The sequence below is a fragment of the Pontibaca methylaminivorans genome (assembly GCF_900156525.1).
GTDB lineage: Bacteria > Pseudomonadota > Alphaproteobacteria > Rhodobacterales > Rhodobacteraceae > Pontibaca > Pontibaca methylaminivorans.
The window spans coordinates 522875-537291 of sequence record NZ_FTPS01000001.1 but is presented as its reverse complement, the minus strand read 5'-3'; the positions used below and the strand labels follow the sequence as shown (position 1 = coordinate 537291).

General features: G+C 66.9%; 12 protein-coding genes. 4 read left to right on the top strand and 8 right to left on the bottom strand.

Going from position 1 to position 14417, the window contains the following annotated elements:
* Positions 1-46: 46 nt before the first annotated feature.
* The 4 genes from B0B01_RS02700 to B0B01_RS02685 form a co-directional block, all read right to left on the bottom strand.
* Complete coding sequence (locus tag B0B01_RS02700) at positions 47-1834, bottom strand: aminopeptidase P family protein (protein ID WP_076650011.1); 1788 nt, start codon at positions 1832-1834, stop codon at positions 47-49.
* A gap of 51 nt (positions 1835-1885) precedes the next feature.
* The gene (gene cobT, locus B0B01_RS02695; protein ID WP_076647058.1) at positions 1886-3757 is read right to left on the bottom strand and encodes a cobaltochelatase subunit CobT; all 1872 of its coding nucleotides are present in this window, start codon (positions 3755-3757) and stop codon (positions 1886-1888) included.
* Between the two features lie 250 nt (positions 3758-4007).
* On the bottom strand, positions 4008-4994 hold the full coding sequence (gene cobS / locus B0B01_RS02690) for a cobaltochelatase subunit CobS (protein ID WP_076647056.1): 987 nt from the start codon (positions 4992-4994) through the stop codon (positions 4008-4010).
* Between the two features lie 84 nt (positions 4995-5078).
* Complete coding sequence (locus tag B0B01_RS02685; protein WP_076647054.1) at positions 5079-5705, bottom strand: J domain-containing protein; 627 nt, start codon at positions 5703-5705, stop codon at positions 5079-5081.
* Positions 5706-5824: 119 nt separating this feature from the next.
* Here B0B01_RS02685 and B0B01_RS02680 point away from each other — a divergent pair, with 119 nt between their 5' ends.
* Entirely contained in the window at positions 5825-6082 is a 258-nt protein-coding gene (locus tag B0B01_RS02680; protein ID WP_076650010.1) for a BolA family protein, read from the top strand.
* Between the two features lie 8 nt (positions 6083-6090).
* On the opposite strand, the gene B0B01_RS02675 is transcribed toward B0B01_RS02680, so the two are convergent.
* From B0B01_RS02675 to pepN, 4 genes are all read right to left on the bottom strand, one after another.
* On the bottom strand, positions 6091-6528 hold the full coding sequence (locus B0B01_RS02675) for a DUF4177 domain-containing protein (protein ID WP_076647052.1): 438 nt from the start codon (positions 6526-6528) through the stop codon (positions 6091-6093).
* Between the two features lie 135 nt (positions 6529-6663).
* Complete coding sequence (locus tag B0B01_RS02670) at positions 6664-7170, bottom strand: thioesterase family protein (RefSeq protein ID WP_076647050.1); 507 nt, start codon at positions 7168-7170, stop codon at positions 6664-6666.
* A gap of 10 nt (positions 7171-7180) precedes the next feature.
* Positions 7181-8698 carry an Asp-tRNA(Asn)/Glu-tRNA(Gln) amidotransferase subunit GatB gene (gene gatB / locus B0B01_RS02665; protein WP_076650009.1) on the bottom strand — a complete coding sequence of 506 codons (1518 nt, stop codon included), beginning with the start codon at positions 8696-8698 and terminating at the stop codon, positions 7181-7183.
* 93 nt (positions 8699-8791) lie between these two features.
* Positions 8792-11356, bottom strand: a complete 2565-nt coding sequence (gene pepN / locus B0B01_RS02660) for an aminopeptidase N (protein ID WP_076647048.1) — start codon at positions 11354-11356, stop codon at positions 8792-8794.
* A 117-nt stretch (positions 11357-11473) separates the two neighbouring features.
* Here pepN and B0B01_RS02655 point away from each other — a divergent pair, with 117 nt between their 5' ends.
* The 3 genes from B0B01_RS02655 to B0B01_RS02645 all read left to right on the top strand — a co-directional run bounded on the left by B0B01_RS02655 (position 11474) and on the right by B0B01_RS02645 (position 14415).
* Complete coding sequence (locus tag B0B01_RS02655; protein ID WP_076647046.1) at positions 11474-11746, top strand: hypothetical protein; 273 nt, start codon at positions 11474-11476, stop codon at positions 11744-11746.
* A gap of 126 nt (positions 11747-11872) precedes the next feature.
* The gene (locus tag B0B01_RS02650) at positions 11873-12649 is read left to right on the top strand and encodes a gamma-glutamyl-gamma-aminobutyrate hydrolase family protein (RefSeq protein WP_234967690.1); all 777 of its coding nucleotides are present in this window, start codon (positions 11873-11875) and stop codon (positions 12647-12649) included.
* A 191-nt stretch (positions 12650-12840) separates the two neighbouring features.
* Complete coding sequence (locus B0B01_RS02645; protein ID WP_076647042.1) at positions 12841-14415, top strand: Re/Si-specific NAD(P)(+) transhydrogenase subunit alpha; 1575 nt, start codon at positions 12841-12843, stop codon at positions 14413-14415.
* Positions 14416-14417: the final 2 nt, after the last annotated feature.

The window sequence follows — 14417 nt, the reverse complement described above, 5'->3', positions numbered from 1 at the left end:
GGCCGCCCCGCCGCGCAACCCGGGGCACGCAGCAATTCGCGGCAATTCAAAGCGGCGCGGTCACTGCTGCCAGCCAGTCCCGTGCCGCCGGGCTGACGCGGGGCGCGATTTCCGCCGCCACCTCGCGGTGATAGGCATCGAGCCATTCGCGCTCCGCCTCAGTCAGCATCTCGGGCAGGATCAGCCGGCGGTCGATCGGCGCAAGCGTGAGCGTGCGCCACGACAGCCACTCGCGCGCCGGATCCGCGCCCGGCGAATCGGACCGCTCCGCCACCAGCAGGTTCTCGATGCGGATGCCGAAGGCACCTTCCCGGTAATAGCCGGGCTCGTTGCTGAGGATCATCCCCGGCTCGATCGCGACCGTGCTGGCGCGGCTCAGGCGCTGCGGCCCCTCGTGCACACAGAGATAGGCGCCGACCCCGTGGCCGAGCCCGTGGCCGAAATCCTGCCCCGCAAGCCAGAGCGGCATGCGTCCGATCGCCTCGATGTCGCGCCCGGCAAGCCCCCCGGGCCAGCGCAGCCGGCTCATGGCGATCATGCCCTGAAGCACCCGGGTAAAGGCCGCGCGTTCCTCGCCGCCGGGGCTGCCGATGGCGATGGTGCGGGTCACGTCGGTGGTGCCGTCGACATATTGCCCGCCGCTGTCCAGAACCAGCAGATCCCCGGCGTCCAGCACCGCATTGGTGGCTTCGGTCACGCGGTAATGGATAATCGCCCCGTTCGCGCCGGTCCCGGCGATGGTTTCAAAGCTGATGTCGCGCAGGGCGGGATCCTTGCGGCGCTCCTGCTCGAGGCGGCGCACCACGTCGATCTCGCTGATGGTGCCCGGCGCCTGCGCGTCGATCCAGGCGAGCGTCTCGACCAGCGCCGCGCCGTCGCGCAGATGCGCGGCGATGCTGCCCGCGATCTCGGCCGCATTCTTGCGCGCCTTGGGCAGGGCGCAGGGATCGGGTCCCGCCACGGCGCGCTCGCCCAGCGTCTCGGCGACGATCTGCGGCACGCTACCCTCGTCGATGCGCACCGGCCCGTCCAGATCCGTGAGCGCGGCAAGGAGCGCCCCCGGCTCATGCAGGACCACCCCGGAATCGAGCGGCGGCGCGAGATGCACAAGCTTTTGCTCCGCCATGAAAAGTTCGACCCGCCCGCTCTCGTGCAGGATCGCAAAGCCATGGGCCAGAGGGTTGTGGGGAATGTCGCCGCCGCGGATGTTGAGAAGCCACATGATCGAATCGGGCAGCGTCAGCACCGCGGCGCGATGCCCCGCCTTGCGCAGGATCCCGGCAAGACGCTCGCGCTTGGCTGCGCTGCTTTCGCCGGCGAATTCCGGCGGATGCGCCGTGACCGGCGCCATGGGCGGACCGGGCTGATCGGGCCAGATGCGGTCCACGAGGTTCTCGCCGGCAACCAGGGTGATTCCCGACCCCTCGAGCAGGGCGCAGGTCTTCGCGATCTCCCCTGCAGTGTGGAGCCAGGGATCATAGCCGATCTTTCCGCCCTCGGGAAGTTGCTCGCGCAGCCAGGGCGCAAGCGTGACCTCGGGCCAGGGCAGGGGGGTGAAACAGTCGGCGACCTGCGCCTTCACCTGGGTGCGGTAACGCCCGTCGACAAAAAGCCCCGCAACATGGCCGAGCACCGCGCAGAACCCGGCCGAGCCGGTAAATCCGCTCAGCCAGGCCAGGCGCGCATCGCGCGGGGCGACATATTCACCCTGATGCGCATCCGCACGCGGCACGAGGAACCCGTCCAGCCCCGCCGCCGCCATCTCGCGCCGCAGCGCCGCGACGCGGGGCGGCCCCTGTTCGGGACGGGTCGCGGCCTCGAATGTCTGGAACATCGCCCGATCCTTCTTCTGGCCATAAATATCCGCCGGCACGCCAGTGCCGGCTCAGGCGACGTTGCGGATCCCGAGCACCCGTGCCCGCTGGCGCGGATCGGTGTCGAACAGCGCCGCCAGCTGCTCGGTGATGGCGCCGGCCAGCTGATCGGCATCGGTGATGGTCACCGCGCGCTGGTAATAGCGCGTCACATCATGGCCGATCCCGATCGCGATCAGTTCGACCCCGTGGCGCCGCTCGACCATGGCGATCACGTCGCGCAGGTGCTTTTCCAGGTAATTCGCCGGATTGACCGACAGGGTCGAATCATCGACCGGCGCCCCGTCCGAAATCACCATGAGAATCTTGCGCGCTTCGGGGCGGCCGAGCAGGCGGCGATGCGCCCATTCCAGCGCCTCGCCGTCGATGTTCTCCTTGAGTAGCCCCTCCTTCATCATCAGGCCGAGGTTGTTGCGGCTGCGCCGCCAGGGCGCATCGGCGGATTTGTAGATGATGTGGCGCAGGTCGTTCAGCCGCCCGGGCTGTTCGGGGCGCCCCTCCTTGAGCCAGGCTTCGCGCGCCTGCCCCCCCTTCCAGGCGCGGGTGGTGAAGCCGAGGATCTCGACCTTCACGTTGCAGCGTTCGAGCGTGCGGGCAAGGATATCCGCGCAGGTCGCGGCGATCGAGATCGGCCGCCCGCGCATGCTGCCCGAATTGTCGATCAGAAGCGTCACCACCGTGTCGCGGAACTCGGTCTCGGTCTCGATCTTGAAACTGAGCGGCGTGGTCGGATTCGCCACCACCCGCGCCAGCCGCCCGGCGTCGAGAATGCCTTCCTCGCGGTCGAATTCCCAGGCGCGGTTCTGCTTGGCCTGAAGCCGGCGCTGGAGCTTGTTGGCAAGGCGCGAGACGGCGCCCTTGAGCAGTTCGAGCTGCTGGTCGAGATAGGCCCGCAGCCGCTCGAGCTCGACCGGCTCGGCCAGTTCCTCGGCCCGCACCACCTCGTCATGGGCCGCCAGATAGACGCGGTAATCGGGGTCGGCCTCGCTCGGGCCCGGCTCGGGGAGCTCCTGTGGCAGTTCTCCCTCGGGCGTCTCGGCGTCATCGACATCGGCCTCGGTCTGCAACTGGTCCATGCTGACCTCGATCTCGGAGTCATCGAGCTCGGGCTGCTGGGCCTCGGACTCCTCCGCCTCGGCGGTGTCCTCCTCGTCGTTGCCGGTGCTGTCGGGGGTGTCGTCCTCGGCCCCGGGCTCCTCCTCGGCCTCGTCGTCCTGCATGTCGTCGAGCGCGTCCGGGTCATCGCCAAGCTGGTCGCCATAGCCCAGGTCCGAGATGATCTGGCGTGCGAGCCGGGCAAAGGCCGTCTGGTCCGACAGCGCCGCCGGCAGATCCCGGAGCGTTTCTCCCGCGTGCTGCTCCATGAAATCGCGCCACAGACCGGCCAGGTGATGCGCGGCCGGCGGCAGGTCGCGCCCGGTGGCGACTTCGCGCACGAGGTAACCGGCCGCCACCGGCAGGGGTGCCGTGCTCGAATCGGTAATCTCGTGATAGCCGCGCTGCTTCGCCTCGTGGCCGATCCGTGCGTCGATGTTGCGCGCGGTGCCCGGCATCTCGCGCGCGCCCATGGCCTCGCAGCGCGCGGTTTCCAGCGCCTCGTAAAGATCGCGCGCCATGCCCATGGGCGGAACATAGCGGTTGTGGGTGCCGGGGTCGTGATAGCGCCGGTGCAGCGCCAGCGAATCGGCGGTGCCCCGGGCCAGCGCCACCTCGTCGCGGGTCATGCGGCGGCTCACCTGCGGCAGCCGCATCGCCTCTCCCGACAGGCCCGAGGGGTCCACGGTATAGCTGACGGAAAGCTCGGGGTCGTTGGCCATGACCCGGGTGGCGCCGGCCAGTGCCTTCTTGAAGGGATCGGCGGGATTGTCGCTCGCGCGGGTCATGAACAGCGCCCTGTATCTTGGGGAACGGGTCTCATCCCCACATATCTAGAGGCCCGGTCCGGCAAACTCCAGCCGCTTCGCCGGATTTCCGCCGCCGCCCCGCGCCCCGAACGCCGCGCGCGGGCCTGCAAAACAATCCGCCCCGGGCCTTCTTCTGGCCGGAAATATCCCCGCCGGAGGCATGAAGATCCGGCCCCGCCGCCGGTGCTGTCCCGGCCCTCTCGCCGGTGCACCGCGGTCTTGTCGTCCGTCAGACCAGCGAGGCGCTCGCGGCGCTTTCGGGCAGTTCCTCGTCAAAGCAGCGCTGGTAGAACTCGGCCACGGTCTGGCGCTCGAGCTCGTCGCACTTGTTGAGGAACGACAGGCGGAAGGCATAGCCCACGTTGCGGAAGATCGAGGCGTTCTGCGCCCAGGTGATGACGGTGCGCGGGCTCATCACCGTGGACAGTTCCCCGTTCATGAAGGCGGTGCGGGTCAGGTCGGCGACGCGCACCATCTGGCTGACGGTCCGGCGCCCCTTTTCGGTGTTGTAATGGGGGGCCTTGGCCAGGACGATCGCGCATTCGGCATCGTGGCTCAGGTAGTTGAGCGTGGCGACCAGGCTCCAGCGGTCCATCTGCGCCTGGTTGATCTGCTGGGTGCCGTGATAAAGCCCGGTGGTGTCGCCAAGCCCGACCGTGTTCGCGGTCGCGAACAGGCGGAACGAGGGGTGGGGGGTGATGATCTCGTTCTGGTCGAGCAGCGTCAGCTTGCCGTCATGTTCCAGCACGCGCTGGATCACGAACATCACGTCGGCACGGCCGGCGTCATATTCGTCGAACACGATGGCGGTCGGGTTGCGCAGCGCCCAGGGCAGGATCCCCTCCTGGAACACGGTCACCTGCTTGCCGTCCACGAGCTTGATCGCGTCCTTGCCGATCAGGTCGATGCGCGAGACATGGCTGTCGAGGTTCACCCGCACCGTGGGCCAGTTCAGCCGCGCCGCCACCTGTTCGATATGGGTCGATTTCCCGGTGCCGTGATAGCCCTGGATCATGACGCGGCGATTGTAGGTGAACCCGGCGAGGATCGCCAGCGTCGTGTCGGGATCGAACTTGTAGTTGGGGTCCAGCTCGGGCACGCGGCCGGTGCGCTGCGCGAAACCCTTCACCCGCATCGGCGTGTCGATCCCGAAGACTTCCGAGACCGAGATTTCCTCGGTCGGCTTTTCGGCGGCGTCGATCATGCCATCGGCCATTTGCGTCGTCCTCTTTCAAACAGGGCGCGGGTCTTGCGCGCGGTTCCCGGGGTGGTGCAACAAACGGCGGGTAAGGGCAAGGGATCAGTCCTTGAAATTGCGGCTGCCCTTCAACTGGTCCCAGGCCCAGACGACAAGCTGCAGCTGTTCTTCCTGGCTGCGGTCGCCGCCGTTCATGTCGGGATGCAGCACCTTGATCAGCGCCTTGTAGGCGCGGCGCACGTCGGCCTTGCTGGCGGTCTCGGCGACCTCGAGGATCTCGATCGCGCGGCGTTCGGTCGGCGGCAGGCGGCGGCCGGTCTGGCCGCGCCGCCCGGGATTGCGGGTCGCATTCTCGCCCAGAACCTGGTGCGGATCCTCGATGCCAAGCCGGGACCAGGCGCGCGCCTCCGGGTCGTTCAGCGGGCGGGTCTTGCGCTCCCAGACGCGATCGCGGGTATGCTGGGCGTTGATTTCGGCCTCGGTGGTGCCATCGAAGAAATTCCAGCTCAGGTTGTATTCGCGCACGTGCTGCTGGCAGAACCAGTAATATTCATCGAGCACATCGGGCGCCTTGGGCGCGCGGTAGCGGCCCGGTTCGGTGCAGCCCTCGGCCTCGCAGCGGCGCACCGAGGTTTCCGAGGCGCCGGACATTCCCCGCCTCGTGCGTGAACCGCGTTTCTTGGCCGACGAGACGGACATGTCGAAACCGAACGGGTCTGGTCTTGTCATGGACTGATCCTCCCTGGACATGCCTTCAAGATTCGGATCGTGCAGTTTAAGCTAACGGACAAAGGATAACAGAGGCCGAGGCGAACAAATTGACGCATCCCGATTCCAATCCCGATCCCATCTCCGTGACCGCACAGATCCGCGGGCGGCTCGAGGCCGCGTTCTCACCGCGCGAACTCGAGGTGGCGGATGTCAGCGAAAGCCATCGCGGTCACGCCGGCTACCGCGAAGGCGGCGAAAGCCATTTCGACGTGCGCATCCGCGCGGCGGCCTTCGAGGGGCGTTCACGCATTGCGCGGCACCGCGCGGTTCACGACGCGCTCGGGCCCGAACTGATCGGGCGGATCCACGCGCTGGCGCTCGACATCGGCACCTAGAGGCGCGCCTAGCGGTCCGCACCCTTGTCGGGACCGGCGCCGAGCGTGGGCTCGCGCCGGACCGCGGCTGCGCCGTTGCGCCCGCCGCGGGCCGGTTCGGCCCGCATGGCGCCGCCGCCCGCGGCTTCGGCTGCCGGGCGCGGTGCTGACGGTGCCTTCGGCCCTTCGGGCACGGCCGGCGGATCGAGCCGGCGCGGCTGGAACTGCTCCACCGCCTCGTCGCTTGCGCGCCGGAACACCAGCAGACTGCGCATATGGACGCTCGAGCCGGTAAAGCCGCTGCGTTCGCTGCTCGGCAGCGTCTCGGCGCGCAGGAATTCCCAGCCCTCGGCGGCCATGCCGTTCAGCGTGCCCTCGATGGTCAGCGCGAAGCGGGCTTCGGGCGCCTTCACGTTGCGCAATTTCTCGCCCCGTTCGGGGGCCGGTATCACCTTGTATTCATACATTCGCCAGAACCTGCGGCTTTGCCCGGCCGCGTTCGCCGGCCCATGGCCGGGCCGCCTGCGGGGCCTGTTTCCTGTGTCACGCGGCACGATGTCATATGGCCGCTCCCTCGTGTTTTGCAACCGTTCCCGCGTTGCTCAGCCCGTGCCGGCAGAGTTGCGCCGGATGCCGATGCCGATCGCCTTGCCCGCACCCGCCGGCCAGCCAAGCCGGTCATGGGCCGCCTTCATCGCCGCAAGGCGGGCCGACACTTCGGGCGGGAAGGGAGCGACCTTCGGCCCGCTGCGGTCCACATGCAGCCCGAGCGTCTCGGCCGTCGCCGCGAGCCAGCCGTCAACGTGGTAAAGCTCCTGCCAGAAGTGGAACCGCTTGGAATCGTGATCGAGCAGTTGCAGGCGCGCGCGCACCCGGTCGCCCTCGTGCAGCTCGCGCCGATAGCGGATCTGGATCGCGCCGGTGAAGGTGGTGCAGCCGGTGGCGGCGGCATATTCCGCACCAAGGCCGAGGTCGCCATAGATCTCCTCGCTGCCGCGGTCGAACAGCAGGCTGTAATAGGCCATGTTGAGATGGCCGTTATAGTCGATCCAGGCCGGTTCGATCACCATCTCGCTGGAAAATGCCGGGGCGGGAAAGTCGGTGGTCATCCCCGGGCGCTCATCCCTGGGCGCCGAGCTTTTCCGCGACCAGATCGTTCACCGCCTTCGGGTTGGCCTTGCCCTGGGTCGCCTTCATCACCTGGCCGACGAACCAGCCGGCGAGTTTCGGATTGGCGCGGGCCTTTTCCACCTGTTCGGGGTTCTCGGCGATCACCTTGTCCACCGCCGCTTCGAGCGCGCCGAGGTCGGTCACCTGTTTCATGCCGCGCGATTCGACGATCTCGGCCGGGTCACCGCCATCCGTATAGACGATCTCGAACAGATCCTTGGCGATCTTGCCGGAAATATCGCCGCTCGCGATCAGGTCGATGATGGCGCCAAGCTGCGCGGGCGAAACCGGGCTTTCGGTGATCCGGCGGTCGTCCTTGTTGAGCCTGCCGAACAGTTCGTTGATGACCCAGTTCGCGGCCGCCTTGCCGTCGCGCCCTTCGGCCACCGATTCGAAATAGGCGGCGGATTCCACTTCCGCCGTCAGCACAGCCGCATCATAGTCGCTGAGGCCGAGGTCGGCCATGAACCGCGCCTTCTTGGCGTCGGGCAGTTCGGGCAGGGCGGCGCGGATCTCGTCCACCCAGGCCTGTTCGATTTCAAGCGGGAGCAGGTCCGGGTCGGGAAAATACCGGTAATCCTGTGCGTCTTCCTTGCTGCGCATGGAGCGCGTCTCGCCCTTGTCGGGATCGTAGAGGCGGGTTTCCTGCCCGAAGGTCTCGCCGCTTTCCAGCAGCGCGATCTGGCGACGTGCCTCGTAATCCACCGCATGCTGGATGAAGCGCAGCGAATTCATGTTCTTGATCTCGCAGCGGGTGCCGAGATGGCTGAAATCGCCGCTTTCGCGGAACTTCTCGTAATCGCCGGGGCGGCAGACGCTCACGTTCACATCGGCACGCAGGCTGCCGTGCTGCATGTTGCCGTCGCAGGTGCCGAGATAGCGCATGATGAGGCGCAGCTTGCCGACATAGGCCGCGGCCTCTTCGGGGCTGCGCATGTCGGGCTTGCTGACGATCTCCATCAGCGCGACGCCGGTGCGGTTCAGATCGACGAAGGACATGTGCGGATCCATGTCGTGGATCGACTTGCCGGCATCCTGTTCCACGTGGATCCGCTCGATCCGCACATGGCGCGCAAGCCCCTCGCCAAGCTCGACCAGAACTTCGCCTTCGCCGACGAGCGGATGATAAAGCTGGCTGATCTGATAGCCCGAGGGCAGGTCGGGATAGAAGTAGTTCTTGCGGTCGAAGGACGAATAGAGATTGATCCGGGCATTGAGGCCAAGCCCCGTGCGCACCGCCTGTTCGATACAGTATTCGTTCAGCACCGGCAGTATTCCGGGCATGGCCGCATCGCCGAAGGCGACGCTGGCGTTCGGCTCGGCCCCGAACCGGGCCGAAGCGCCGGAAAAGAGCTTGGAATTGCTGGTGATCTGGGCATGAATTTCCATGCCGACGACCACTTCCCAATCGTGTTTCGCCCCCGAAAAGACCTTGGGGGCCGGGGTGTCATAAACCAGATCGAGCATCTTGCCCTGCCTTTCCATTCGCATCATGCGTGGCCTGCTTTTTACGGCAGCGCCGGGTTCTGGGCAAGGGCGCTGCCGATCACGTGATGCGGGTTATTGCGGGCGGGCGGCGCGGATGCGGGCGATCATCTCGCCCATGTCCTTCGAGCGCCCGCCGGCGGTGGCGATCCGGTCGAGCTGGGCCCCGATCAGCATCTGGCGTCCGCCGTCATAGTGGCGCCAGCTCTGGAAGGCGGTGCACATGCGGGCGGCGGTCTGCGGATTGACCGGGTCGAGCGTCAGCAGCCAGTCCGCAAACAGCGCATAGCCGCGGCCGTCGCGGCTGTGAAAGCCGCCGTGGTTGCCCGCAAGCGCCCCGAGCACGGCGCGGAAGCGGTTCGGATTCTTCCAGTTGAAATCCGGGTGCTGCACCAGGGCGCGGGTTTTCGCGACCGCCGCGTCCGGGGCCGCGTGGGAAATCTGGATCGCGAACCACTTGTCGATCACCAGCCGCTCATGGCGCCATTGCTCGTAGAAGGCAGCCGTTTCGGCCTCTCCCCGGCCGATCGCGAGCAGCGCCCCGAGCGCGCCAAGTTGCAGCGTCATGTTGTCGGCGGCCGCATATTCCGATGCGGCACGCGCCCCCCCGTCGCGGCGCGACCAGAGCGCAAGCGCCGCCGTGAACAGCGCGCGCCGGCCCGACTGCGCGGCATCGGGGCTGTAGCGCTCGCGCACCGCGTTCGCATCGAGCAGCGCCGGAAGATCGTCGGCCAGCGTCTCGGAAAGCGCATCCAGAAGGCGCTCGCGCGCGGCATGGATCGCCTCGGGGGCGGGGATGATCCCATGGGCCGAAAGCGCGAGCGCGATCTCGGATTCGCCGGGCAGGCCCAGCATCAGCGCGCGATAGGCCGGGTCGAGCGAGTCGTCGCGCAGCACCGCGCGCAGCCCCTCAAGGTAATCCGGGTTCGGGCGCGCATCGCTCGTCGCCATGTAGCAGAGCGTTTCGCGGGCAAGCGCCTGCCCGGCCTCCCAGCGGTTGAACGGATCGGTGTCATGGGCCAGCAGAAAGGCGCGCTCGGCATCGCTGATCTCGTGTTCGAGGATCACGGGGGCGGAGAAATCGCGCAGGATCGAAGGCACCGGCCGCCCGGAAAGCCCCTCGAAGGTGAAGCTCTGGCTGTCCTTCGTCAGTTCCAGCATCTGCGTCGGCACCACCTCGTCGCCATTCGCGCCGAGCAGGCCGACCGCGATCGGAATGATCTGCGGGCGCTGCACGGGCGAGGCGGCGCTTGGCGGTGTGGATTGCGTGAAGGTCAGCGTGTAGGTGCCTGAATCGTATTCTTCTTTCACCGCTACGCGTGGCGTTCCCGCCTGCGTATACCAGCGCAGGAACTGGCAGAGCTCGCGCCCGGTCACGTCCTCGAACACCGAAAGCCAGTCCTCGATGGTGATGGCCTGCCCGTCGAACCGCGCGAAATAAAGCTCGAGCGCCTCGGCATAGGCCTTGTCCCCGACGAGGCGCTTCAGCATCCCGATCACTTCGGCGCCCTTTTCATAGACGGTGGCGGTGTAGAAGTTGTTGATCTCCTGGAAATGATCCGGGCGCACGGGATGCGCGAGCGGGCCGTTGTCCTCGGGGAACTGGCGCGCGCGCAGGTCGATCACGTCGCGGATGCGCTTCACCGGGGCCGAGCGCATGTCGGCGGTGAACTGCGCATCGCGGAAGACGGTCAGCCCTTCCTTGAGGCAAAGCTGGAACCAGTCGCGGCAGGTGATGCGGTTGCCGGTCCAGTTGTGGAAATATTCATGGGCAATGATCGCCTCGATCCGCTCGAAATTGGCGTCGGTGCTGGTCTCGGGGCTTGCCAGAACGGCGGCGGAGTTGAACACGTTCAGCCCCTTGTTCTCCATCGCGCCCATGTTGAAATCATCGACCGCGACGATGTTGAACACGTCGAGGTCGTATTCACGGCCGTAAACCTGTTCGTCCCATTGCATCGCCCGCTTGAGCGCCTCCATGGCAAAGGCGCATTTGTCCTCGTCGCCGCCCGGGCGCACCCAGAGGTTGAGATCGACCCGCCGGCCGCTCGCGGTGGTGAAGCGGTCCGAATGGGCGACAAGATCGCCCGCGACCAGCGCGAACAGATAGGAGGGCTTGGGCCAGGGATCGTGCCAGAGTGCATGGCCCGGTCCCCGCGGCCCGGGATTGCCGTTCGACAGCAGCACGCTCGCGCTGCCGTTGATCTCGACCGTGAACACCGCCATCACCTCGGGACGGTCGGGATAATAGGTGATCTTGCGGAATCCTTCCGCCTCGCACTGGGTGCAGAACATGCCGTTCGACAGATAAAGCCCCTCGAGCGCGGTATTGGCGCCCGGGTTGATCTCGACCTCGGCCTCGAACAGGAATTCGCCTTCGGGCACGGGGCAGGTGAGCCCCTCTCTGGTGATCCGGGGCGAAATCGCGGTGCCGTCGATCCGGGCCGAGATCAGCCTGAGATTCTCGCCATGAAGAAAGAACTCCTGCTCGGGCGAGTTCAGGTTGGGGCTGAAGACGATGCGGCTTTTGACGCGCGTCGCATCCGGGTCGAGGTCGAACTCCAGATGCACGCTTTCGATCAGCCAGCCGAACGGGGCGTAATCCGACAGGTAAACCGTGCCGGGGGCCGAATCCTTCATTGATCTTCTCCGCCATGGAACAAATCCGAATCCGCAGACGTTAAGTCCGTAGCCGGTGCTGCGCAACCATCCGCACGGGACCGCATCCGACCGAACGATCGACAAGGAGGGCGCCTCATGTCCGCACCCAGAACCAACGTCGAGAAACAGGCCCGCCGCCATCGCTGGTCACTGATCGGCATGGCGCTGGGGATCATCCTGCTGATGCTCCTGCTCGCGGTCTGGCTCGTCGCCGGGCCCAAGGCCGAGAACGAGGCCGCCGATACCGAACCCGGCACCACCACCAGCGAGGAGATGGCCGCCCCCGAAGGCGCCGGCGAAGGGGGCGATACGGGCGCGCCCGCGACCGAGGGCGAGGACGCGACCCGGGAAGCGCCGGCCACCGAATAACGCGCCTGCTAACACGCCCGGCGCGGGTCACGCGCCGCCGGTGGATGGGCGCGCGCACCAAGAGGGGTGTTTATTCCCGTCGTCCAAGGCATTATCTCAGGATGCATGAACCAGAAAGGCCCGGTCATGCGTCCCGTTGTCGGTATCATCAGCAATTCCTATCTCGAGAACGACGAATATCCCGTTCACGCGGGCGGAACCATCAATTCCGAGGCGGTGGCGGCGGTGGCCGACTGCATCCCGCTGATCATCCCCGCCGATCCGCGTTTCGTCTCGACCAAGGAACTGCTGGCGACCTGCGATGCCTTCCTGCTGACCGGGGGGCGCCCCAACGTCCACCCCGAGGAATACGGCGAGAGCGCGACCGAGGCGCACGGCAGTTTTGACCGTGCCCGCGATGCGGTGACGCTGCCTTTGGTGCGCGCCTGCGTCGAGCGCGGACAGCCGGTGTTCGGCATCTGCCGGGGCTTTCAGGAAATGAACGTGGCCATGGGCGGCTCGCTCCACCCCGAGATCCGCGACCTGCCGGGGCGGATGAACCACCGGATGCCCCCCGAAGGGACGCTCGAGGAGCGTTTCGCCCTGCGCCATCCCGTGACCTTTACCGAGGGCAGCGTGTTTCACCGTCTGTTCGGCCGGACCGAGGTCATGACCAATTCGCTGCACGGGCAGGGGATCAAACGCGCGGGCGAGCGGGTATCGGTGGACGGGGTTGCGGGCGACGGCACCCCCGAGGCGATCCACATCCGCGATGCTGCCGGCTTTGCGCTGGGCGTGCAGTGGCACCCCGAATGGAACGCCGCGAACGACCCGGTGTCGCGGCCGCTGTTCCGGGCCTTTGGCGAGGCCGCCCGAGCCTGGGTGACGGCGCGCCGGCCCGCGGCGATCGAGCGGATCGCCTGAGTTTCGCCCGAAATCCGGGAAAAACCGCTTTTTCATACGGGAAATCCCGCCCGGAAGGGGCCGGTAAATTGTCCCGATCTTGTCGTGATTCCGCGGCTTTGCTTGTGGCGTGGCCGTTCACGCGCTACTGATTCTCCAATTCGCGCTCGCTGCGACCCGCAGCACATGACGAAGGAAAAGGGGGCAGACCGATGAAGATTGCCGCACCGAAGGAAACCCGGCCCGGCGAGGCGCGCGTGGCGATGACGCCCGAAAGTGCCCGCCAGCTTCAGAAACTCGGACATGACTGCATGATCGAAACCGGCGCCGGGGCGGCCGCCGGCTTTACCGATGCGGCCTATGCCGAGGCCGGGGTCGAGATCGCCGAGAACGCCGGGGCGCTCGTGGCCGCCGCCGATGTGGTCACGCAGGTGCGCCCGCCGGACGAGGATGAAATCGCCCGCCTGCGCGAGGGGCAGACGCTGATTTCGCTGTTCTATCCGACGGCGAACGAGGCGCTGATGAAGCAGGCCGCCGAGCGCGGCGCGACCGTGATTGCCATGGACATGGTGCCGCGGATCTCCCGCGCGCAGAAGATGGACGTGCTGTCCTCCATGGCCAATATCGCCGGCTATCGCGCGGTGATCGAGGCCGGCAACAATTTCGGGCGCTTCTTTACCGGGCAGGTGACGGCGGCGGGCAAGGTGCCCCCGGCCCGGGTGCTGGTGATCGGCGCCGGGGTGGCGGGGCTTGCCGCGATCGGCACGGCGACCAGCCTCGGCGCGGTCACGCTGGCCTTCGACGTGCGCCCGGAGGTGGCCGAACAGGTCGAATCCATGGGGGCCGAATTCGTCTATCTCGATTTCAGGGGCGAACAGGCGGATGGTGCCGGCACCGGCGGCTATGCCGCGCCCTCGAGCCCCGAATTCCGCGAGGCGCAGCTTGCGAAGTTCCGCGAGCTTGCGCCGGATGTGGATATCGTCATCACCACGGCGCTGATCCCGAACCGCGAGGCGCCCGAACTCTGGACCGAGGACATGGTGGCGGCGATGAAGCCCGGCAGCGTGATCGTCGACCTCGCGGCCGAGCGGGGCGGCAACTGCAAGCTGACCGTCCCCGACCAGAAGATCACCACCGAAAACGGGGTGACGATCATCGGCTATACGGATTTCCCGAGCCGTATGGCGAACCAGGCAAGCACGCTTTTCGCGACGAATATCAGGCACATGCTGGCCGATCTTACGCCGGACAAGGACGGGCGCATCACTCACGACATGGAAGACGACGTGATCCGTGGCGCCACCATTGCCCATGACGGCGAGGTGACCTATCCGCCGCCGCCGCCCAAGGTGCAGGCGATCGCCGCCCGGCCCCCGCAGGAGGCGCCGCGCGAACTGACCCGCGAGGAAAAGCGCGCGCAGGAGGTCGCGGCCTTCCGCAAGGCGACCCGTCAGCAGGTCGCGCTGCTGGCCGCGGGGGCGGTGCTCGTGCTTTTGGTCGGGGCCTTCGCGCCGGCGAGCTTCATGGAGCATTTCATCGTTTTCGTGCTCGGCTGCTTCATCGGCTTCCAGGTGATCTGGAACGTGGCCCATGCGCTGCATACGCCGCTCATGTCGGTCACCAACGCGATTTCGGGGATCATCATCGTCGGTGCGCTGCTGCAGATCGGCGCCGGCAACTGGCTGGTGGTGATCCTTGCATTCGTTTCGGTGCTGATCGCGTCGATCAATATCGTCGGCGGTTTCCTGGTCACGCGCCGGATGCTCGCCATGTTCCAGAAGTCGTGAGG

Bases quoted from the DNA above. Each gene is read 5' to 3' on its own strand.
- B0B01_RS02700 (WP_076650011.1), bottom strand. From the start codon at position 1,834: ATGTTCCAGACATTCGAGGCCGCGACCCGTCCCGAACAGGGGCCGCCC.
- cobT (WP_076647058.1), bottom strand. From the start codon at position 3,757: ATGACCCGCGCGAGCGACAATCCCGCCGATCCCTTCAAGAAGGCACTG.
- cobS (WP_076647056.1), bottom strand. From the start codon at position 4,994: ATGGCCGATGGCATGATCGACGCCGCCGAAAAGCCGACCGAGGAAATC.
- B0B01_RS02685 (WP_076647054.1), bottom strand. From the start codon at position 5,705: ATGACAAGACCAGACCCGTTCGGTTTCGACATGTCCGTCTCGTCGGCC.
- B0B01_RS02675 (WP_076647052.1), bottom strand. From the start codon at position 6,528: ATGTATGAATACAAGGTGATACCGGCCCCCGAACGGGGCGAGAAATTG.
- B0B01_RS02670 (WP_076647050.1), bottom strand. From the start codon at position 7,170: ATGACCACCGACTTTCCCGCCCCGGCATTTTCCAGCGAGATGGTGATC.
- gatB (WP_076650009.1), bottom strand. From the start codon at position 8,698: ATGCTCGATCTGGTTTATGACACCCCGGCCCCCAAGGTCTTTTCGGGG.
- pepN (WP_076647048.1), bottom strand. From the start codon at position 11,356: ATGAAGGATTCGGCCCCCGGCACGGTTTACCTGTCGGATTACGCCCCG.
- B0B01_RS02655 (WP_076647046.1), top strand. From the start codon at position 11,474: ATGTCCGCACCCAGAACCAACGTCGAGAAACAGGCCCGCCGCCATCGC.
- B0B01_RS02650 (WP_234967690.1), top strand. From the start codon at position 11,873: ATGCGTCCCGTTGTCGGTATCATCAGCAATTCCTATCTCGAGAACGAC.
- B0B01_RS02645 (WP_076647042.1), top strand. From the start codon at position 12,841: ATGAAGATTGCCGCACCGAAGGAAACCCGGCCCGGCGAGGCGCGCGTG.